The sequence below is a fragment of the Salinirubellus salinus genome (genome assembly GCF_025231485.1).
Taxonomy (GTDB): domain Archaea; phylum Halobacteriota; class Halobacteria; order Halobacteriales; family Haloarculaceae; genus Salinirubellus; species Salinirubellus salinus.
Map to the genome: position 1 here is coordinate 2,148,693 of NZ_CP104003.1, position 21,097 is coordinate 2,169,789.

At 68.0% G+C, this 21,097-nt stretch carries 20 protein-coding genes and 1 tRNA gene; 15 read left to right on the forward strand and 6 right to left on the reverse strand.

All coding sequences use genetic code 11. The features are described from left to right. Positions 1-32 precede the first annotated feature (32 nt). The 3 genes from N0B31_RS11500 to N0B31_RS11510 all read left to right on the forward strand — a co-directional run bounded on the left by N0B31_RS11500 (position 33) and on the right by N0B31_RS11510 (position 4,385). The gene (locus N0B31_RS11500) at positions 33-2,201 is read left to right on the forward strand and encodes a LamG domain-containing protein (protein ID WP_260591772.1); all 2,169 of its coding nucleotides are present in this window, start codon (positions 33-35) and stop codon (positions 2,199-2,201) included. 158 nt (positions 2,202-2,359) lie between these two features. Further along, positions 2,360-2,947 (forward strand): tRNA (pseudouridine(54)-N(1))-methyltransferase TrmY, encoded by a 588-nt coding sequence (gene trmY / locus N0B31_RS11505; RefSeq protein ID WP_260591773.1) that lies wholly within the window; start codon positions 2,360-2,362, stop codon positions 2,945-2,947. Positions 2,948-3,488: 541 nt separating this feature from the next. Beyond that, complete coding sequence (locus N0B31_RS11510) at positions 3,489-4,385, forward strand: CARDB domain-containing protein (protein ID WP_260591774.1); 897 nt, start codon at positions 3,489-3,491, stop codon at positions 4,383-4,385. 231 nt (positions 4,386-4,616) lie between these two features. Here the strand turns inward: N0B31_RS11510 and N0B31_RS11515 are convergent, their stop codons facing one another. Beyond that, a complete protein-coding gene (locus N0B31_RS11515; RefSeq protein ID WP_260591775.1) occupies positions 4,617-5,357 on the reverse strand; it encodes a hypothetical protein in 741 nt (246 codons plus the stop codon). Positions 5,358-5,380: 23 nt separating this feature from the next. Further along, on the reverse strand, positions 5,381-6,406 hold the full coding sequence (locus tag N0B31_RS11520; protein WP_260591776.1) for a prohibitin family protein: 1,026 nt from the start codon (positions 6,404-6,406) through the stop codon (positions 5,381-5,383). 169 nt (positions 6,407-6,575) lie between these two features. Between N0B31_RS11520 and N0B31_RS11525 the strand changes: the two genes are divergently transcribed. From N0B31_RS11525 to N0B31_RS11560, 8 genes are all read left to right on the forward strand, one after another. Beyond that, complete coding sequence (locus N0B31_RS11525) at positions 6,576-7,397, forward strand: hypothetical protein (protein ID WP_260591777.1); 822 nt, start codon at positions 6,576-6,578, stop codon at positions 7,395-7,397. 78 nt (positions 7,398-7,475) lie between these two features. Continuing rightward, a complete protein-coding gene (locus N0B31_RS11530; protein WP_260591778.1) occupies positions 7,476-8,309 on the forward strand; it encodes an ABC transporter ATP-binding protein in 834 nt (277 codons plus the stop codon). Further along, complete coding sequence (locus N0B31_RS11535) at positions 8,302-10,044, forward strand: hypothetical protein (protein ID WP_260591779.1); 1,743 nt, start codon at positions 8,302-8,304, stop codon at positions 10,042-10,044. Before N0B31_RS11530 ends, N0B31_RS11535 begins: the two co-directional genes overlap by 8 nt. Before the next feature lie 83 nt (positions 10,045-10,127). Further along, positions 10,128-10,274, forward strand: coding sequence for a hypothetical protein (locus N0B31_RS11540; RefSeq protein WP_260591780.1), 147 nt, complete (start codon positions 10,128-10,130; stop codon positions 10,272-10,274). Positions 10,275-10,320: 46 nt separating this feature from the next. Then, positions 10,321-10,393: transfer RNA gene (locus N0B31_RS11545), tRNA-Pro, on the forward strand. 189 nt (positions 10,394-10,582) lie between these two features. Then, positions 10,583-11,788 carry an RNA-guided endonuclease InsQ/TnpB family protein gene (locus N0B31_RS11550; protein WP_260591781.1) on the forward strand — a complete coding sequence of 402 codons (1,206 nt, stop codon included), beginning with the start codon at positions 10,583-10,585 and terminating at the stop codon, positions 11,786-11,788. Positions 11,789-11,949: 161 nt separating this feature from the next. Then, positions 11,950-12,078 (forward strand): hypothetical protein, encoded by a 129-nt coding sequence (locus tag N0B31_RS11555; RefSeq protein ID WP_260591782.1) that lies wholly within the window; start codon positions 11,950-11,952, stop codon positions 12,076-12,078. Positions 12,079-12,381: 303 nt separating this feature from the next. Further along, positions 12,382-13,194 (forward strand): response regulator, encoded by an 813-nt coding sequence (locus N0B31_RS11560; protein WP_260591783.1) that lies wholly within the window; start codon positions 12,382-12,384, stop codon positions 13,192-13,194. Between the two features lie 13 nt (positions 13,195-13,207). On the opposite strand, the gene N0B31_RS11565 is transcribed toward N0B31_RS11560, so the two are convergent. Next, entirely contained in the window at positions 13,208-13,897 is a 690-nt protein-coding gene (locus N0B31_RS11565) for a DUF8071 domain-containing protein (protein ID WP_260591784.1), read from the reverse strand. Positions 13,898-14,043: 146 nt separating this feature from the next. Further along, entirely contained in the window at positions 14,044-15,009 is a 966-nt protein-coding gene (locus N0B31_RS11570) for a winged helix-turn-helix domain-containing protein (protein ID WP_260591785.1), read from the reverse strand. A gap of 147 nt (positions 15,010-15,156) precedes the next feature. Between N0B31_RS11570 and N0B31_RS11575 the strand changes: the two genes are divergently transcribed. From N0B31_RS11575 to N0B31_RS11590, 4 genes are all read left to right on the forward strand, one after another. Further along, positions 15,157-16,011: a hypothetical protein gene (locus tag N0B31_RS11575; RefSeq protein ID WP_260591786.1), complete on the forward strand. Its 855-nt coding sequence runs from the start codon at positions 15,157-15,159 to the stop codon at positions 16,009-16,011. 124 nt (positions 16,012-16,135) lie between these two features. Further along, entirely contained in the window at positions 16,136-17,386 is a 1,251-nt protein-coding gene (locus tag N0B31_RS11580) for an MFS transporter (protein WP_260591787.1), read from the forward strand. Positions 17,387-17,535: 149 nt separating this feature from the next. Then, positions 17,536-18,258, forward strand: a complete 723-nt coding sequence (locus N0B31_RS11585) for a profilin-fold protein (protein ID WP_260591788.1) — start codon at positions 17,536-17,538, stop codon at positions 18,256-18,258. Positions 18,259-18,335: 77 nt separating this feature from the next. After that, positions 18,336-18,872: a P-loop nucleotide/nucleoside kinase family protein gene (locus tag N0B31_RS11590; protein ID WP_260591789.1), complete on the forward strand. Its 537-nt coding sequence runs from the start codon at positions 18,336-18,338 to the stop codon at positions 18,870-18,872. On the opposite strand, the gene N0B31_RS11595 is transcribed toward N0B31_RS11590, so the two are convergent. Further along, positions 18,851-20,368: a cobyric acid synthase gene (locus tag N0B31_RS11595; RefSeq protein ID WP_260591790.1), complete on the reverse strand. Its 1,518-nt coding sequence runs from the start codon at positions 20,366-20,368 to the stop codon at positions 18,851-18,853. The two genes, N0B31_RS11590 and N0B31_RS11595, sit on opposite strands and share 22 nt — an antisense overlap. 3 nt (positions 20,369-20,371) lie before the next feature. After that, positions 20,372-21,076, reverse strand: a complete 705-nt coding sequence (locus N0B31_RS11600; RefSeq protein ID WP_260591791.1) for a cob(I)yrinic acid a,c-diamide adenosyltransferase — start codon at positions 21,074-21,076, stop codon at positions 20,372-20,374. Positions 21,077-21,097 lie beyond the last annotated feature (21 nt).

The following is a 21,097-nucleotide window of genomic DNA, read 5'->3' on the forward strand; positions in this document are numbered from 1 at the left end:
GGGCCGGACGGGGGGTCTCGACAGTGTTGGCGGTGATCTTCCTCGTCGGGCTCGCCATCATCGGCGGGACAATCGTCGGAGCGTACAGTTTGGGGCTCATCGACGGGGCATTGGGCACGGACGTGCCGCAGGTGGCCTACGAGTTCGAGTACGACGCTGAACAGGGCGTCCTCACCATTGGCCAGACCGCAGGCCAGCGCTTCGGGGGTGAGGAACTCAAGACACTCCAGATTCAGGTCGCCGACGGCACGAGGACCGAGACCTTCAGTTGGGCTGCGGCGGTCGGACCGGAAGCGACGGTCGCTGCTGGGTCGAGCATTCGCCTCGACGACAGCACTGGGGCCAACATGGGGTCGTTCACCCACTCGGGCGTGTTCAACGCGGGCGACACCGTCCGCGTCGTCTTCGAAGGGCGCACGGAGAGCTACACCCTCGCGACCTACCGCATCACCGAGGGGCCGAGTGCCGTCGCGAGCTGGCGGGCTCCAACCACGGGGCTGCTGAACCGCTACCCCCTCGACGAAGCTGAAGTGGTCACCACGGACATGGCCGGCGATGGCGCGGGTCGAAACACAGGGGCAACCCGAGGTGTCGACGGACAGGTCGGCTCGGCCTACATGTTCGACGGCGATGACTACATCGCGCTGGACCGGTCGTTCGACGGCAGCGGGACGCTTGAGGAGGTGACAGCGTGTGCCTGGTTCCGGACGAGCGAGCGCGGCACCGGTGAGTTCGATAACTGGGCACTGCTGGATTTCGATCGCTCGGAGTATTTTAACCTCTATGTCCGTGGCGATACGGGCGGTATTGGCTTTTCGACGTCCGGGCCCGAACGAACGATGGTCGACCACAGCACGGCCGGAGACTACACGGATGGAGACTGGCACCTCGCCTGCGGGATTTACGACGCAGCCACGGACACCAAACGCATCTACGTCGACGGCTCGCTCGAAGAGGAGGTCGCCGCACAGAACAGCGGCGGTCTGGGGACTGGCGCGACGCGCTACGGCATCATCGGCGATGGCTCGGAGGCTGCCTCGTTCGACGGCGACCGAAACACGAGGTACTTCGACGGCCGCATCGACGAAGTCCGTCTCTACGAGACGGTCCTCACCCCGAGTGAGATTAGCGCAATCTACAATGCCGGCCGCGGAGTCGATGGTGCGAGCGATCCCACCCGTGGGCTGACAAACTACTGGCCTCTCGATGAGCCGGGCACCACGGACGCCGTCGCCGATATCGCTGGTGGCGGTTCTGGAACGATCGTCGGTACAAGCACCCAGCGAGCGGTCGATGGGCCGGTCGGGAACGCCTACCGCTTCCGCGACGGGAGCGGTTACGTCGCGCTCAACCGTACGTTCATCAGCGATACCGTCGGGAACCTCACCGCGTGTGCGTGGTTCCAAACGAGCGAGGCAGACGGCTCGGAGAATTGGGCGTTACTCGATTTCGACCGCTCTGAGTACTTCAATCTCTATGTGGAAGGGGACGGTGATGTTGGGTGGTCGACCTCGGCGGTCCCCGGCTACGACAGCGGTTCGGTCGATGATCTGTACGCCGACGGCGGATTCAATGACGGGGATTGGCACCACGCTTGTGGCGTCTACGACGGCGGGAAGCGACTCATCGTCGACGGCCGAGACCGGGCGAGTCGGGCCGACCCACACGACGGGCAATCCCTCGGGACCGGTACCACCCGGTACGGTGTCATCGGTGAGGGCTCGGAGGCCGACGACTACGGCCGACTTACCAGCGCGTCGAACGGCAATCAGCGCAACGAGTACTACTACGATGGCGCGGTGGATGACGTTCGACTCTACGGACGCGGGCTTTCGACAGCTGAGGCTAGCCGCCTGTGGGCGTTTACCGGCGGGGCCGTCAAGACAACCTACGAGACTGCATCGCGGTCGTTCGCCGAGCCGACCGATGTCGAGGGGCTCTCTGTCCGGTCGCTCGGCGCACAGCTCCCGGCTGGAACAACCGTCACGGTCCGCGTCCGAGCGGACACCGGCGGCGACGGTATAGATTCAGAGGACCCACTAAGCGAGCCGGTGACGTTCACGCCTACTGCGAGCGGAATGCAGGCCGTCGACGGACTCTCCGGAGAGGCGACGACTGTCCGCCTCGAGGTGACGTTTGGCGGGACAACAGCTGCGGCCGGTTCGCCGACAGTCGATGGCTTCGATGTACTCGGGTCGTGAAACGGAGAGCCCTCCATATCCTGAGCTAGCGACGAGTGGCAGCCACTCAAGACACCTGCCAGCGTGCCAAGGGATATGCGACGGCAACTCAACCACGCAAGTCAGAACCGAGAGCACGCTCGCCACACAAACGGAGCATCGCTCGGGGAAACTGTTCGATGAGACGGTTCGCCGTCTGCGGCCACGAGGCCCCGCTCGACCCCGACTTCTCGCTGGACGCCCTGACGGGTGCCGGTCGCCTCGACCTGCTGGCGCGGTGTGTGACCGCGGGATTCCTCCTGAGCCACGGCATCCGCGAGGAGGTGGAGGTCTCGCTCGTCCTGCAAGACGAACTCACCGTCCGATTCGACGGGCGCGAACTGAAGCAACTTCACCCAGACGAGCGCTCGGCCGCGGCGCTTGTGAAGACCGCTCTGGAGGGGAAACGGGGGGCAATTGGCGCGATGGAAGCGAATCCCTCGCCGGGCGTCTACGTTGGCAAGCGCGGGCTGGCCGAGACGCTCAACCGTGCCGATGGGACGCTCGTCGAACTCCACGAAGACGGCGACCCCGCGGTCAACGTGACACCCCCCGAGGACCCGGTGTTCGTCCTCTCGGATCACCGTGACTTCGCGGACGAAGAGGCCGACCTGCTCGCAGAGCGCGCCGACCACCGGATTCGGGTGGGGCCAGAGCGACTCCACGCCGACCACACCGTGACGGTCGCACACAACTGGCTAGACACGGTCGGATACACGACGTATTAACTGGCCAGCTGGGGGGCCTGAGCATCGAACAACATACGCCTCGAAGACATCAACACCACACCGGAGCGCAGCTGACGACGATCCCAATGCGCGCTCGTGTGCTGGGCATAATACTCATGCAAGCCACAGTTGTGTGCTAAATGCCCACTTTTGTACTGACCCTCCCAGCTGCGATGGTCGGTGTACTGAGCCCCAGAATCGAATGAATAATTAGTCAAGAAGTCACAGAGTCATGTATCTAAGACAGAACCACACAAAATACAGAATGTTCAATAATTGTCTTCGATATAAACGTTCTCACGATGGGTAACGGTAACCATACTATTGCTGATATTTTTCAATCGTGTCTCTCCTCACGCTTTTCTCAGAATATACCAACCTCCGGTAGAGTTAAGACAGTCTTCTACTTGTGAGAATCATCGCTCGAAACAACCAAAACCTTGAAAAGGATGCATTGACAGACGATTGCGGTCGGACCCGACGGCACTTTCTGACCGGGGCGGCAGCGATTGCGACGGCCGGCGTCGTGTCCGGACGCGCGATGGCGGACGACCGGCCGATCGAAGAAGAGGGCGAGATTGTCGACCTGGACTACGACGGCGGCACGCTTTATCCAGGCGAGACCGAGACAATCCAACGCGTTGAGTACAATCTCGGAGCTGCTGACCGAGTCGTGTCTCTCGCAAATGCCTTCTTCCAAGGAGGTGAGAGCATCGAGAGCGTAACCTACAGCTTCGACGACGACTCTATTCCTGACAAGACAGTCTCCCCAGATAGATTCAACGCTGAGCGACGGGAAACGCGGGAGGGACTGGTCGTGGTTGAATACCCAGTCGCAGAACTCGGAGAACCCGTAGCGGTTCCCGATGGTACTATCCTCACAATCGATGTCACAATCACCGACGAGCCAACAGCAGGCCCCCTTGAGACGGAGCATGCGGTCCGGCTGGGCTCAGATGTAGACCGAGTCATCATCGGCTCCGAGAAAGAGCAAGTCCTGACAGACGGCCCAACCCCAACGGAGACCGTGATTACTGAACCCAGTTACACATCAGACATCCTGTACGTAAAGGACGGAACAGCAGAACAGATCAGCGAGAGCCAACCCTCCTCACGAGACGCCGAGTTCTCACTCGTCGCCGACCAGCCGTCGTACTACGACAGCATGGACGGGTACGAACGAGTGACAGTCACACCCGAACAGCCGACGGTCGGCGAACAAGTGACGGTTGAGGTCGTCGTCACCAACATCGGCGATGGGGCCGGCACATATCACGCCCGACTCGATAACTACTTCACCATCTTCGGGAGTCAGGACGTGGAGCTCGAACCAGGCGAGAAGACCACTCTCGAATTTACTTTCAGCTTTGACAAGGCCGGCACCCACCAGCTGTTCCTGACGAACGACCGCATCGCCGAAGTCGTCGTCACGGAGTAGCTGGCCACCTAAAATCCCCTGTCTGATCGGTCCGGTTCCCCCGCCCGCATGGCCGCGTGTTTCTGCGCTGACCGCACCCACGCTACGGCAGCTCAAGTGAACTGCCTCGAGGTCAAGCCCCGAGGCACTCGCCTTGATTCTTCTGTAGACGACCGAGTAGACCGCTCACGAGGCGAGGAAGAGACCACCACTCACAAGCCGCGGACCTCAGAGACAGCCAGTCAACCCCAATTAGCCCAGCCAAAGCGTGAGCCCAAGCACGAAACCAGCTCCACTGGCAAGCAGTCCAATTACTGCCGTCCGGGCCATCCGTCGGAGCGTCGCCCCAGGTGAGCGGTCCGAAACGACGGTCGGGTCGAGGCCAAGTCCCTCATCGGTCTCGACGAGTCGGCCCATGACGAGCACCTCTGCACCCGGCTCAAGCACTCCTTCGCGGTAGCGTCGTGTTCCTAGCGAGAGCGCACGGGCGAGGAGACTCACGACCGGAGGCCGTCGGTGCCATATCGTTCGTGACGGCACCTCGTGTCGCCGCTCGAAGGACCGGAGCGCATCGGCGGGCGTCTCGCCCGGGACTACCTCGGCAACCGACCCGTCTGCGAGGACGAGACTGGCTGTCGGCGCAACGAGCGAGATGTCAGCCGTCGGCGTCCGCACCTGAAACGGCTCGGCGACGCTCGTCCGCGCGAGCTGGACCCACGTCGGAAGCGGAACGACACCCAAACGGCGCTCCTCGACTGTCGCCTGCACGGCCAGCGCGCTCTGCTCAGAGAGAGGACTCTCAAGTGGACCGTTTGAGCCAGCGTGTGCCGTCCCTTCGACCCGGACGCAATCACCGGGCGTGGGCGAGGCGAGGGTATCGAACGCAGGGGCGCGAACCGCACGCGTCGTTTGCCACGCGTACGCGCCGCTGACGAGCACACCGAGTGCCCCGAGTGCCAGCAGCGCGACAGCGAATACGTCGAGTGGCGTCACAAGCCTTCACCTCGATCGACAGGTCAGGACCCACTTGCCGTAGGCGTGGGCGTCGGCGTCGTCCCTGCCGTCGCGTCGACCGAGGTGTCGAACCCCGCGCCCACGTCCGACTCGTTCGTCCCGCCACCGTTCGTGCTCGACCCGGTCTGGAGGATGATGGGCGTCCCCTCATCGTCGGTCGCGAGGATGACCTTGTCCGAGGCGTCGATGGCCTCGATGTACTGCTGGCGCAGGACGATGGGGTTCTCACGTAGCGCCTGCCCGCGGATCTCGATGACCCGCGCGTCGGCCTCGGCCTGGACCTCCTGGCGTTCCTTGTCCTTGCGTGCCTGCTGGATCTCGAACTCCTTCTGCTGGACCTCCTGCTTGGCGATCTCCTTCTCGTTCAGCGCGCGGTCGTAGGACTCGGGCAGGTCGACCTCCCGGACCTGCACCTCCTCGAGGACGAGCGCCTCGTCGTCGAAGACGGACTCCAGTTTCTGCTGGGCGGCGGTCGCGAGGCGCTCGCGCCCACTGCTCGTGTAGATCTCGCTCGTCTGGATACCGGCGGCCTCGTCGCGGAGCTGTGAGCGGACCGAGGGCCGGATGAGCCGTTCTTCTGCCTGCCCGACGGTCCGCCACTGCGTGACGAACGTCGAGGTGTCGTTGGCCTGCACCCGGTAGCGGACCGTCAGGTCGATGTCGACGGTCGTCCCGTTGACGCTCTGGACGACCACCGCGTCCGCGCGGCCGGGTTTGTCACCCTCGCCCTGCGTGTTCGCCATCGTGTAGGTTCGGGGACGGATCTCCACGTCCTGCACCGAATCCTTCACGGGTACGATGAGGTGCGCGCCGGGCTGGAACTCCGTGCCCGTCACCGCACCGAAGGACTTCTGGACGCCGACGTGCCCCTCGGGCACCTGGTGATAGCCACCGGCGAGGACGCCGAGGACCAGCAGGCCGACGACGGCGATGCCCGCGAGCCGGACGAACCGACCGACGTTCACGTCGGGGAGCGAAGGCCCAGAGTCCGACCCGGAGTCCGGACCGGGACCGGGGATGTCGCTCATCGGTGCACCTGCCGCGCAGTCGCTACTCGGAACCGCTGTACGGGGACCATGAACGTTCGTTCAGGAGGCGCGTGAAAAGCCCCACGGTCTCCGGTCGGAACACACACGGGCGAGTCCACCGTCACCAGTCCACCGCAGTCGTTTTGTCCCACCCGCCTCGGGTACGAACGTGCGTCCCCGCCTTCCCTCCCTCCGACCGTTCAGCGTCGGCACCGGCCTGTTCGCCGGCGTCTGCGCCGGCCTGCTCGCACACCACCTCGCGCCCGGCGTCGCCATTCCAGACCTCGGCTCCGGTCCCGGCGTCGGTCTCGCCCCCGCCGTCGGCTTCCTCGTCCTGCTCGGCGTCTGGGTCGCCCTCGAACAGGTCCCCGAAGCCGTCGACCGCCTGCTGCTCGCACGTGGACACTACGCGCTCGGCGCGTTCGCGCTCTGTCCAGCGCTGGCCGTCCTCGTCGTCGACGCAACCGGCGCCGTGGCGCTGGCCGAAGCCACCAGAGTGCAGGCGCTCGTAGTCGCGCTCGTGGGACTGGCTGCCACCTCGGCGGCGACCGGCCAGCGAGCGCGACTCCTGCGCGAGCGCGAGGCGGTCGAACTCGCCGTCGAGGCCGTCGAGGTCAGGCGGCGTCGACTGGCGGTCACCGCCGCGTCGTTCGTCGTCTTCTACGCCGGCTTCGCCGCCGTCTACCCCGCGGTCTTCTCGGTCGCGTCGTTCGTCGGTATGGCAATCGGGCTCGGCGTCGGCGCGTTCGTCGTGGGTGAACGCCGGGTCGACCTGACCGTCCTCGACCGGGGGCTGCTCGTCGGCGCGAGCGGCCACCTCGGTGCGAGTCTCGTCGCGTGGCAGCGCGTCCACAGCGTGACCGTCGACGGCGACACCCTGACCGTCCGGCGCGGACTCCCGTGGCCGCTCGTCTACCGGGTCGACCTCGGCGAATCCGACGACCGGAACGCAGTGGTCGAGACGCTCCGAGCACGCGTCGACGGCCGCTGAGCGACCGACACCTCGATACGCTGGCCACCCGACACGTTCTTCACTCGCTCCGTCGATACGCGAGGCGTCCCCCTGACCATGGATTCAGTCGAGACCTCCCACCTGACCAAGCGTTACGGCGACACGGTCGCCGTCGATTCGCTCGACCTCGCGGTCCCCGAGGGTACCGTCTACGGCTTCCTGGGCCCGAACGGCGCCGGCAAGACCACGACGATGCGGATGCTCACCTCGCTCGTCCGGCCGACGAGCGGGTCGGCGACCGTCGCCGGCGTCAACGTGACCGACCGCGAGGCGCTCGTCTCCCACATCGGCTACCTCCCCGAGGAGCCCCCGCTGTACGATGAACTCACCGCTCGCGAGCAACTCACCTACGCCGCCGGCCTCCGCGGGATCCCCGAACCCACCGCGCGCGAGCGGATGGACGACTACTTCGAGCGCCTCGACCTCGCGGACGACGCCGACCTTCGCATCGACGCCTACTCGAAGGGGATGCGCCAGAAGACCGCGTTCGTCCAGGCGCTGCTGCACGAACCGGACGTGCTGTTCCTCGACGAGCCCACCTCGGGCCTCGACCCCCGGGCGGCCCGGACCATCCGCGACACCATCGACGGGCTGGCCGACTCCGGGACGACCGTCTTCCTCTCGACGCACATTCTCCCCGTCGTCGACGAACACGCAGACGTCGTGGGTGTGCTCTCGGAGGGTCGCCTCGTCGCCGAGGGACCGCCAGCGGACCTGAAACGGCGGGCCGACGCCGGCGAGGAGGCCGACGACGACCGCTCGCTCGAGGACGTGTTCCTCGACGTGACGAGCGAGGACCCCGCGTCCGGCGACAGCGACAGCGAGGACGAGGGCGAGACGGCCACGCCAGAGGCGGCGAGCGCCGGTCACGGTCCCGAGGCCGATGGCTGAGCCGGCGTGGCTCGGGCAGGCCCGCCGCGTCGCGCGGATGGAGTTCCGCCGGAGCGTCCGCAAGGTCCGCGGGAGCGGCCTCCGAATGGGTGGGTTGCTACTCGCGGCTGGGTTCTTCACGCTCGTCGCCGTGGGGTTCTCGGCGCTCCTGATCTCGCTCGACCCCGACGTGAGCGGGTTCACCGTCCCGGACGTCTTTCGCGGGACCGTCGCCGGCCAGTGGCTGTTCGCACTCGTCATCCTCACCCAGCGGGTGGTCTCGAACTTCCCGGAACCCGAGGCCGAGGCCTTCGTCCTGACGACGATCCCGGTCCGGGCGGCCGTCCTCGGCCAGATGCTCGCCGAGACCTACCGGGCGCTGGCGTACATCGGTCTCCCCGTGCTCGCGCTCGCGGGTTCGCTCGCGTACGTGGCCGGCGCGCCGCTCCTGTTCGTCGCCGTCGTGCTCGCGTTCGGCCTGTTCGTCGCCAGCGTCTGTGCCGTCGCCGCCGCGCTCGGCTACGGCCTCAAGCTCCTCGTCGCTCGCGTCCCCGGCATCGCACGCAACCAGACCCTCCTCGGAGTGCTCGCCGTCCTCCTCTTCTTCGGCGGCTACACGCTCGTCCAGTTGCAGGTGGTCGACTACAGCGTCCTCGGCGTGCTCCCGATGGGCTGGTTCGTCGACCTCGCGGTGCTCGGCTCGCCCGTCGAGGGCTCCGCGCTGCTCGCACTCGGCGCCGCCGCGTTCGGTCTCGGTGGTATCGCCCTCGCTGTCGCGCTCGGCGCACCGCTGGCGACGGCACTCTGGCTCGGTGACTCCGTCGAGGGGCGCGTCGAGCGCGAGCAGGCCCGCGTCGGCACCGCCAGCGGCGACCCGCTCGCCGCCGCCATCTCCCCACTCGCGTTCCCGGTCGGCCGGCCCGCCACGCGACGGGTCGCCCAGCGGACCGTCCTGCTCGCACGACGGGCGCCCATCAAGCTGAGCTTCCTGCTGACGCCGTTCGTCCTCGGTGCGGTGGGCCTCGGGAACCTCGCCGCCTCCGGTAATCTCGCGGCCACCATCGGCCCGCTCGCGCCCGTGCTGGCCGTGACGCTCCCGTGGCTCACCGGCGCTGCGCTCGCGCTCAACCCGCTCGGCGACGAGGGGCGCGTCCTCCCGGTGACGCTCACCGCGCTCACCGACGGCCGGGCGTACGTCCGTGGTCTCGCGCTCCCCGGTCTGCTCTACGGCGTCCCCCTCGCCGTCGTCCTCACCCCGCTGGCGACGCTCGGCGGGACCTACACCGCGCTCGAGGTGGCCTGTCTCACCCTCCTCGCTGGCGTCACCGCCGCCAGCTCCGCGGCGCTCGCCCCGGGCGTCGGCGTCGCGTTCCCCCGCCTGAACGCCGTCCGCGTCGTCCGGGGCCGCGACCTCGTCCCGCCGCGGTTCACCGCCATCGCCCTCCACGGCGCCGCCGTCTTCGGCCTCGGCGGGTTCGCGGCCGCCGCGCTGCTCGCCCCCGACGCGACCCGGACGGGTCTCGCCGTGGTCGTCGGTGGCCTGCTCGCGCTCCCGTTCGACCTCGCGGCGACCCGCGGCCTGCCGACGGCCGGCGTCGCGGCGGGACTCAGAGACGCCGGCGACGCCATCGCAGCCGTCCCCAACCTCGCCTTCCGCTGGGGCGGGTACCTCATCCCGCCGCTCGTCGGAGTGGGACTCGCGCTCGCGGCACTCCGGTTCGCCCGCCGACGCTACGAGCGCTTCGAGGTCGACTGACGCCACGGCCGAGGGCGACGCTATCGACCGCGAAGTGGCGTTCGCCGGGCGCCGTCGGGCGAAGCGATACCGATCGCTACCGTGTGTCTCGAACGACGAAGTGGACGGGGGGTGACCTCGCGCGCTGGGCGCTCGCACTGCGCGCTCGGGAGTCGTGGTGGCGAGAGCGGCTCGCCCGCGACACCGACCCGAAGACCGCAGCGAACGGGAGCGAGGCGGTCGGTGGTTGAACCGAGTCGGAACCGTTAAACCTCGGTCCTGCCTTGCCCGTAATGCGGGCCGATGGGGTAGCTTGGTATCCTTCGAGGATCGGGTCCTCGGTACCTCGGTTCAAATCCGAGTCGGCCCATCAAATTTTTTACACTTCTAGATGAGTAGCGGAGAGTCGGATCCACGAGAACGTATCTGATTCACAGCATTGTAGCGAGCGTGTCGATTACGCCGCAGGTGGCCACGCAGAGCTGTGTCCTTCTCGGTGACGGGTGGGCGGTCGAGAGGGGGTGAAGGTTTATAAGCGAAAGTGGGACCATCAGACCACGTGCCCGGCGAGTACCTGTACCGGACGGCAATCACGCGGTTGCGCGTCAGCGAGGAGGGAGCTGAACGGCTCGAGCGGCTCATAGACGCATGGCGCGTGGGCTGTGCGATGGCGACGGATATCGCCTGGCCGACCATCGACGACCCGCAGGCGCTGCAGTCAGCGGCGTACGAGCGTGTTCGCGAGTCGTCCGGCCTGAAGAGCCAGCACGCCATCCTCGTCTGTCGGCAGGTCGCCAAGGCACTCCGTAGCATCGAGGCGAGGCGCCAGCGTGGACAGCAAGTCTCGAAACCCGTGTTTCGTTCGCCGACGGTCACTTACGGCCAGCGGACGATGACGGTGTTCGAGGACGGCTGGGTCTCGCTCACGACGCTCGGCGAGCGCGCTGCGTGTCAGCTCGTGCTCCCGAATGACGACGATGGGTATCAACAGCAGTACCTCGAGAACGACTCGTGGGAGCCGACCGAGAGCACCCTCACCCGTCGTGACGGTGTCTACTATCTCCACCTCGGCTTTCGACGCCCCGCCCCAGCGACCGAGTCACCCGAGCACAGGACAGTCCTCGGTGTCGACCTCGGTATCGAACACCTCGCGGTGACGAGCACGGCCCGGTTCTTCTCGGGTCGGGCGTTCGCTCACGAGCAGCGCGAGCTACTGAAACGCGAACGGGAACTCCAGCAGACCGGGACACGGAGCGCGTATCGCACCCTGAGATGCCTCAAGGCGAGGTACCGGCGTCGCGCTCGTGACCGCCTCCACCGCGTCGCGAACGACATCCTCGACGAAGCCGTCCGGCACGACTGCACGACGATCGCGTTCGAGGACCTTCGCGGCATCCGCGAGAACGACCTGACAGTCACCGCAGTCAACCGGTGGGCGTTCCGCACGCTCGTCTCGTTCGTCGAGTACCGCGCTCGTGGACGCGGGCTCACGGTGGAGTACGTCGACCCGTCGTGCACCTCTATCGCCTGTTCGCGGGTCGGCTGCGACAGCGTCGACTCAGCGAACCGACCCGAGCGTGGCCAGTTTCGTTGTCGGGAGTGCGGGTACGAGGTTCACGCGGACTACAACGCCGCGAAGAACGTCGGGCTGAGATGTGTCCGTTCCGGCCACACGTCGTCGGAGCGGACGGGCGTCGGCCAGTGCGCCCTGCAGTCCGGAACCCTCGGACCGGACGGGTTCACGGGCAGGTCGAGCATCCCGTAGCTCGACAGCTGGTATCCGGGTCGACCCTCTCTCCGTGGGTAACCGCGAGCCCTGTGGAACGCGGAGTGACCAGTCCCGTGGCGTGCAGTCGCCACTCAGGGTCGAGACACGGCATCACACCACCGCACAGTTTACCAGTCCACGTCCTCGAGTCGCCGCCGATGACTGTCGTCGCAGCGTTCACCGCCCCCTCCTCCGCGAGCGCCTTCGGGTCGCTCGGAGACGTCAGGGTCGAACTCGAGCGGTTCGTCCCGCTGAAAGAGGTGGCATCCCGTATCTCTGGGTCCTGAGGGTAGGCCGGGGGGAACTGGATGCCGCGTTCGCTGAACGCCTCCACAGGCAGCGGATGGAGGTGCTCGACAGCGTCGGGGGTGAGCACCTCCTGCAGATGCGGTGGCTCCGGGAGCCGAAGGAGTGGTGGATACCCTCGTCGCCTCGGACGGGTCCTCACTGGAGGGTGACGGGACTGGCACCTCGAGGCGCGCGGCACCGTGACGACCCGGAGAGGTGAGCGTCGGCAAATCTGAAAGTCTCGAAATCAGGCGTTAGAAGAGCAACAGCAGCGTTATTCGGTATGGCGTGGTATGACGTGTATGCTCGACGAGCCGCCGAGTCACTCGTTCGGCGCGAAAGAGAGGGGTGTCCACGTCCTCCACGTCGACGACGAGGCGATGGTGCGTGATCTGGTGCGGATCTACCTCGAACGTCACGGCGCGGACTGTGCCGTCCGGTCCGTGACGTCGGCGGCCGAGGCGCTCGAGCTGCTCGAGCAGGAGCAGTTCGACTGTATCGTGAGTGACTACCGGATGCCCGACATGGACGGCATCGAGTTCCTCGAGCGGGTCCGCGAGACGAACCCGGAGGTCCCGTTCATCCTGTTCACGGGGCAGGGGAGCGAGGAGGTGGCGAGCCGGGCCATCGAGCGGGGGGTGACCGACTACCTCCAGAAGGGCGAGGCCGAACGCCTCGAACTGCTCTGGAATCGCATCGACCACGCCGTCGAGCACTACCGGAGGCGGCGGGAACTGTCGGGGGAGGCACGGAAGTTCCGGGCGGTGTTCGACCGCTCGTCGGACGCGATGTTGCTCGCCGACGAGGTGGGCCGGTACGTGGACGTCAACGACGCGGCGTGTGACCTGTTCGGCGTCCCGCGCGAGGAGTTGCTAGGGCGGACGGCCATCGACTTCGCACCGCCGGAGTTCGACTTCGAGACGGCCTGGCGACAGTTCCGCAGCTCGGACGGGGAGGAGGGTGAGTTCCCGCTCGTCCGACCCGACGGCGAGACGATCATGCTCGAGTACTCGGCGGTGCCCGACGTCGTCCCCGGCTTGAACCTCTCGGTCCTCAGGCCGGTCGAGTCCGAGGACGACTCGGACGAGGATGCCGAGGACGCGGGAGCGGCCTGAGGCGACGCTCGCCTCAGGCCTCGTGACCGGACAGCGGCTCTCGGCCGCCTTCGAACACGCGGAAGACGCGCCTGAGCGCGGCACCGAGCAGGAAGCCACCGCACGCGAGCGGGACGCCGAACGCGACGGCGAGGAGCGTGGCGACACCGACCGCTTCCGGCAGCGAGACGACGGGTCCGAGTGAGAGCACGGTCGGTTCGGTGCCGTAGCGCAGCAGGCCGGCGCCGAACACCGGTGCGGAGACGAGCAGTGTCGTCGGGAGGAGCCCGGAGTTGACGGCGCTGCTGGCGGCTCCGAGCGCGACGAGCGCGGCGGCGGCGAGCAGGACGACCAGCGTGGGGTCGCGCCCGGTCCACGTGCCGACGACGGCCTCGCGGACGGCGTCGAAGCCGACGCCCGAGAGCGCCCACGCGACGGCCAGCGCGAGGACGGGCGCGAGCAGGACCGCGAGCAGCGAGACGCCCGGGCGACGACCGAGGAGGCCCACCCTGACCGGGCCGACGACGTGTCGGCGGGTGGGACCAGCGAGGTCGGCGAGAGACGCCCGTAACCAGCCGAGCCATCGGACGGTACTGCGGGCGAGCGAGCGGGCGGCCGTGCCGAGCCAGCCGAACGCACGGCCGGCGAGACGAGCCGTCAGGACGAGTGCCGCGACCAGTCCGGACAGGAACCGACCGGCGACGGTGAGAGGGCTTCGGGACACGACAGAGAGCTGTGGGCGGGACCATCTACCGTTTTGGGTGACTACGACGCCGGTTTCACCCTCAGAAGAAAAGTGTGGTCTGCCCGGCTACTTCGGCGCCGGTGCGGGCGACCCCATGCCCGGTCGAGCGGCCACGTCCAGCGGGGTCAGGCGGAATCGACCCGCCGTGCTCTGGTGACGTCGACGACTGACATGGCCTCGTCTATCGTCAACGTGAGCGAATCCCCCTTGATGGTGAACGTGATGGCCACCCGGAGCGGGTCGAGCGACTGGACATCCTCCTCGTAGTTCGCCAGCGCGCCCGGCTCCACGTTGTGGGTCTCTGGCACGAGCGGATTGGCGTCGTGGTCGGTGACGAACGACAGCAGTTCAGTCTTCGCCAGCAGACCGATGACGGCGATGCCGCTCGTCTCGTAGTGGCAGGTCGCGCACTCTACCTCGAAGAGGACCGCGTATCGTCGGTCGCAGGCGTCGCAGAAGCCCCCGGAAGCGTCGTGGTCCTCACAAACCCTCAGCGAGTGTTCGATGGTACCGGAACAGCGCGGACAGACACCCGTGCTCAACCCCAGAAGTTCCAGATTCGACCAGACCTCCGCGGCGTAGTGCATTTCGGCCGGAGTCCGACCCTGGACACCCGCCGGGGGGAGGTAGATGTGACCGAGTGTGCCGAACTCGGCGTCGAACTGCTCTCCAGAGGCCTCCTGTCTGACGATACCGGGGCACTCCGAACAGTACATCTCTACGCGTTCTTGCTGGTAGCTCACCTCGATCGGTGCCGAACAGATGGGACACGGCCGGTCCGATGGCGCCCGCTCGACCACTGGGTCATCGGTCACCGTCCCCGAGACGACCGCCTCGACGATTCGGCGTCCCGTCTGCCGGAGGGCGTAGCCCCCGTCAGCCCGACTGATGAAGTGCCCCTCGAGTTTCTCGAGGTGGTAACTGAAGTTCGACCGTGTGTCGTACTCGCTGCGCTCGAACAGCGTGGAGAACGCGAGCGGTTCGCCCGCCTCCGCGAGTGTCCGCAGAATCCCCAGCCGCGTCTCGTCGGCGACGAGGGCGAACGCCTCGTCCGGTGAGAGCCCCGACGCCGCGCTCTCGTCGACGGTCATGCCCCACTCATCACCGGAGGAGTGTATAAATCCGGGTCCGCCACTCCCCCGGCGGAACTGACCTCCGCGAACGTGTCAGAACACCCACTATAGTATCATATAGCTGAACTATAATTGTCCGACGTGTGATGGATGATGACGTACACCATGAGTTCCGAAACGACAGGCACGGGCAGCACGATGGGCGGGATTATGGACGTATCGACCGTTTCCGACCTCTCGACGTTCGGAAAAGCACGGCTCGCAGGGTTCGGACTGGTCGTCCTCGCGACGATCGGCTTCGCGGTGGTCGCGCTGGGGGAGTTGTTCAGTCTGCTCGTCGTGGGCTGGACCGAACCCGTGGGGGCGGAACTCGGCATCCATCGGCTGCACGTGATGGCCATCGCACTCACGATACTCACGACGCTCCTCGGCGTGTTCGTCCAAGCGTACAGACCGACACGACAGGTCGCGTCGATGCTCGGGGCCTTCCTCAGTATCGTCGTCGCCGCGGGAATCACGGTCGGCGTCGGCGAATCGCTCGGCTCTATCGTTCCGTTCCTCCTGCTCGTCGGACTCGCGACGGTTCTCCACCCCGCTGGCCGGGAGCTACTGGACCGGGGGCAGTCCTACAGCCCCGCGATGCTGGCGCTGGTGGTCGTCGCGGCCATCCCCATGCTCGCGTTCGCAGTCGACCAAGTGAGCCTCCAGCTCGGGTCGGGCGACCCACACGCTGCGGCCGGCCACTACACGGTGATGGCGCAGTTCGGACTGGTCCCGCTCGCCTACGGCTTCCTCGCCGCGATAGGGATGCGAGGGTGGCGCGTCGCCGCCTGGATCGCCGCCATCCCGGTCTCGTACTACGGCGTGCTGTCCATCGCATTCCCGGCACAAGCGAGTTCGACGGGCGTCGTCTGGGGGACCGCGGCCGTTCTCTGGGCCGTCGGCTTCGTCGTCGTCACGGAGTACTCGCGTGTCGGGACGTCGCCGGCACTCCGTCAGAGCGTGGCCGGACAGGACTGACCGAAACCCGGGAGGGAACACCCGTGTTCGGCGGTCGACACGCCGGACTCGCCCCCGAGCGGTGGCTGATACGATTCCATCACCGGAGGAACATTTTTCCCACGATATTCTGAACAGGGGGACGATGCTGGAGCGGGGTGAACGAGGGGAGCCGGGCGTGGGGGCTGTCGCCGGGAGCTTCGTCGTCGGCATCTTCCTGCCCAGCGTGGCCGGCGGCATCACCTTCCCTGCGCTCCCCCGACTCGAACTCGTCCTCGGGCTCTCGCCGGCGGTCGTCGGCCTCATCGTGGCCACGGCCGACGGCGCCCGCCTCCTGAGCAACGCACCAGTCGGAAGCCTGCTCGACCGGGTCGGGACTCGCCGGCCGCTCGTCGTCGGGTTCCTCCTGTTGGGCGTCTCCCCCTTCGGGTACGCGCTCGGGATGGACCCGGGAGCCATCCCCGTGGATCCGGCGGTCGTGTTCGTCATCGCACAGGGCGCAACTGGCCTCGGCTCCGCGCTGGTGCTCGTGGGCGGCTACGCGATGATAACGGACATCACGACGCCCGAGAACCGCGGTCGGTGGCTGGGGTACATGCTCGGGTCGTACGGCCTCGGATTCCCCATCGGACTGGTCGTCGGCGGTGTCGTCGGGGACGTGTACGGCCTCCGCGAGATGTTCCTGCTCGGTGGCGTGCTCAGCCTCACCTCGGTCCCGGTCATCGTCGCGATCGTCCCCGACCGTTCACCGGCGGTCGACCGGAACGGCGACATCCGCAAGATACCCGCGCTCGTCCGGGCCGACCGTCGCCTCGCGGCCATCGGAACGGTCAACGGTATCCTGTCGTTCCTCAGCCGGGCCTTCCTGACGACCGTCGTGGTGTTCACCGCCGAGCTCGGTCTCGAACTCGGCGGCCTCGGTGACATGGGCGTCACCGGTTTCCTGCTCGCACTCGTCACCCTCGCCGCGGCCGGGTCGACGCTGGTGGCCGGACGGTACTCCGACCCGTTCGACGACCGACTCACCCTCGTCCTCCCCTCGCTCTGTGTGATGGCCGTCGGGTTCGTGACCGTCGCGGCTGTGCCGACGGTGACCGGCATCGTGGCCGGTGGCATCGTCGCCGCGGCCGGTGGGGGTGCGGTCGGCCCGGTCCTCAAGGCGTATCTCGGCGACATCAGTCCGCCGGGCGACGTCGCGAAACTCGGTGGCGCGTACAACGTCTTCGGCGACCTGGGCTCGATTCTGGGGCCGATAGTCGCCCTCCCCGCAGCGTCACGGGTCGGGTTCGACGCCGTGTTCGTCGGTTGTGCCGTGCTCAGTGCTGTCGCCCTGGCGCTGGTCGTGCGGACGCTGTTCTCCACCGCACCGGTTCCGGGAGCGACGGTGAGCGAGTGAGCGACGACTCGAGGGACGAGTGTCGTCCCGACTCGTCGACGGGCACCGCGGTTGCCACCCCCGTCGAGCCCACCACACACCGGAGGCCGTCTACGTTCACTCCGCTCGCACTCCGAACGTTTACCCCCGGTGGCGACCCACCTCCGGACGTGACAGAGATCCCGTTCGAGGCGGCGTCGGCGGACGACGTGGTCGGCCGGCGCGACGATTTCGTCGCCGCCGTTCGCGACCACGCTGGGCAGTTGGCCCGTGACCTCGCCCGCCTGCAGGGTGGGGACTACGGCCGCGAGGCGTTCCGCACCGACGACGGGACGTGGACGCTGAAACACGAGGCGGGCGACCTCGAGTTCCTCCGGTTCGAGGGCGCGAAGACCGACGTCTACGTCGTCTCGACCAAGCAGGCACCCGAGCCCGAGGCGCTGGCGACGGCGCTCGCGGACTACGAGGCGTTCGTCGACGCGTGGGACGAGTGGGTCGCGGGCTACGAGGGCCTGCTCGACGACGTGCCCAGCGAGTTCCCCGCACCGGCGTCGACCGCCGAGGTGGTCGCCGAACGCGACCGCATCGTCGCGGCGATGCGCGCCACCGCAGACCGGATGGCGGGCGAACTCCACCGCTACGAGGGGACCGACTACGGCTCGTACACCGCGCGCGTCGACGGTACCCGCTGGGAACTCAAGTGGGAGGCCGACCGGGCCTCGTACCTCCGCGTCGGCGGCGAGGGCGGGACCTACCTCCTCTCGCAGTACGGTCCTCCCTCCGCCGAGTCGGTCCGCGAGTACGCCGGCGGGTTCGAGGGGTTCGTCACGGCGTTCGACGACCACGTCGCCGAACTCGAGGCCGCGATGAAGGGGCTCGACGTCGGCGAGTAGCCGAGCGGGACTGTCGGTCGACGCGAACCGTTCGGCTTCCGAGAGTTCTTTGGGGTGAGCGCGACCACGGCCGGTAGATGCAGCGACTCGTCGCCGTCGCCGGCCTGCCGGGCGTGGGCAAGACCACCGTCTCGGGGGCCGTCGCCGAGCGGCTCGGCGCGACCCGACTCCGCTCGGACGTGCTCCGCAAGGAACTGTTCTCCGACCCGACCTACGCCGCCTCCGAGACGGAGGCGGTCTACCGGACGCTCCGTGACCGCGCCGCAGAACGGCTGGCCGCCGGCGAGAGCGTGGTGCTGGACGCGACCTTCCGCGAGCAGCCGCGCCGCCGCCGAGTCGCGGCCGTGGCCGACGACCACGGCGCGGCGTTCCGCTTCGTCCACGTCGAGTGTGCCGACAGCGTGGTCCGCGAGCGCATCGCCGCGCGCGAGGGCGACGCCAGCGACGCCGACGTGGCCGTCTACGAGCAACTGAAAGGCGAGTTCGAGCCGGTCGAACGCGACAACGTCCGGGTCGACAACTCCGGGACCATCACGGAGACACGCCGGCAGGTCGACCGGGCGTTCCCCGTGAGCGCGAGCGACCCCGCTACTCAGGACAGCGTCTCGAGGTAGTCGAGGAGCCCCGGTGCCTCGCGACAGAGCGCGGCCGCCACGGCGTACGGGTCGGCCGTCTCCTCGTCGACCGACGGACGCTCGCGTCCGGTCCGCCGGTAGAGCCCGTCGACGAACGCCTCCCTCACCGCCCGGTTCTCGAACAGGCCGTGGAGGTACGTCCCCAGCACGTCACCGCAGGCGGCGCTCTCCGGGCCGAGGGGCCGGGCCACCTCACCCACGAGTTCGGTCCGGCCCGCGTGTATCTCGTAGCCCGTGGCGGTCCCGCTCGCCCCGTCGATGGGACCGGTCCCGCACACCTCGACGGTCGCCTGCTCGACACGCTTCTCGGGGGAGAAGCGCGTGACGACCGGGAGCAGGCCGAACCCCTCGACGGTCGCCGTCTCGCCGGTCCCCTCCAGCGCGGCGTTCTCAAGCCGCTCGCCGAGCATCTGGTAGCCGCCACACAGCCCGACGACCGGGCCGTCGAACGCGGCGAGTCGCCCGCCGAACCCCGCCGCCCGGAGCGCCAGCAGGTCGTCGACGGTGTTCTTGGTGCCGGGGAGGACCACGGCATCCGCGCCGTCGAGCGACGCGTCCGGTGGACGGTACACGACCCGTACCCCCGGGACCGCCGCCAGCGGTTCGAGGTCGGTGACGTTCGAGACCCGGGCGAGCCGCGGGACGACGACGGTCACCGTCCGGGCGTCGTCGACACCGTCCGCGTCGCCGAACGTCGCGGCCCCACCCTCGTCCGGGAGCGAGACGCTGTCCTCCTCCGGCAGGCCGGGGTCGTCGTACGGGAGGACACCGAGGACGGGGACCCCCGTTCGTGATTCGAGGTCGGCGGTGCCCGACTCGAGGAGCGAGGCGTCACCCCGGAACTTCGTGATGCAGGTGCCGACCACCCGCTCGCGGACGTCGTCGGGCATCAGGTCGAGGGTCCCGTAGAGGCTGGCGAACACCCCACCGCGCTCGATGTCGCCGAGGAGGAGGACCTTCGCGTCCGAGAAGCGAGCCGTCTCCACGTTCGCCAGGTCGCGGTCGTGGAGGTTCGTCTCCGCGATGCTCCCCGCACCCTCGGCCACGACGACGTCGTGTCGCGCGGCCAGTCGTGCGTGGGCCGCCCGCGCCGTCTCGCGGGCGCGTGCCCAGTGCTCGTCGTAGTAGTGCCCGGCCTCGACGTGCCCGACGGCCTCACCGTCGAGCACGAGCTGGCTCTCGCCGTCGCCCCGCGGTTTCAGGAGGACCGGGTTGTGGTCCGTCGTCGGGGTGACGCGAGCGGCGCGGGCCTGCACGTACTGCGAGACGCCAACCTCGCCCCAGTCGCCGTCGGGCCGGCGCACGGCGCGGGCGTTGTTACTCATGTTCTGGGCCTTGAACGGGGCGACCGAGACGCCGCGGTCGGCCAGCAGCCGGCAGAGCCCGGCGACGACCGTGCTCTTGCCGACGTGGCTCGCGGTGCCCGCGACGAGGAGGGTCCGTGCGCGGTCGGCGTCGTCCGTCTCGGCCTCCATCGTTCAGTACTCCGTCCCCTTCCGGGCGCGCTGGCCGTCGTCGATGGGATGCGTCTCCTTGCGGACGTTCGTGACGAGGTCCGCGATGTCGGTCACGTACTCGGGCCGCTCGTGCCCCCCGGTGAGGACGAGTTCGAGGGGGGAGGGCTTCGACTCGACGAGGTCGACCACGTCCGCGGGCGCGACGAGCCCCCGGTTCGCGGCGTACAGGATCTCGTCCAGTATCAGCATATGGACGCCCTCGTCGGCCGGGCCGTCCGGGTCCAGCGGCGCGGTCAGGTCTGCCTCGTGCGCCCCCTCGAGGAGGTCGCGAGCGCGTTCGAGGCCGCCCTGCGCTCGGGCGTGGTGTTCGTCGTCGTCCGAGCCGTCGAGCAGGCCGTGCCAGCCGTAGTGTCCCGAGTTCTCGTAGCTGAAGCCGGGCATCGCGGCGATGGCGTTGTACTCCCCGCGGGTGTCCTCGACGCTCGCCGCGCCGCCCTTCATGAACTGCAGCATGTGGACGCGGTAGCCCTGCCCGGCCGCGCGGAAGCCCATCCCCATCGCGGCGGTGGTCTTGCCCTTACCGTCGCCCCACCAGACCTGGACGAGGCCGAACGCCTCGGGTGCGGCGGGTTCGATGGTGCGGGCCTCGGGGGTGACCCCGCGGCCGGGCGTGTTCGCGTGCTGGTCGGCAGTCGGTCCGTCGTGCGTGTCGGTGTCGTCGGTCATGGTGTGGTGGGTGTGGTCGGT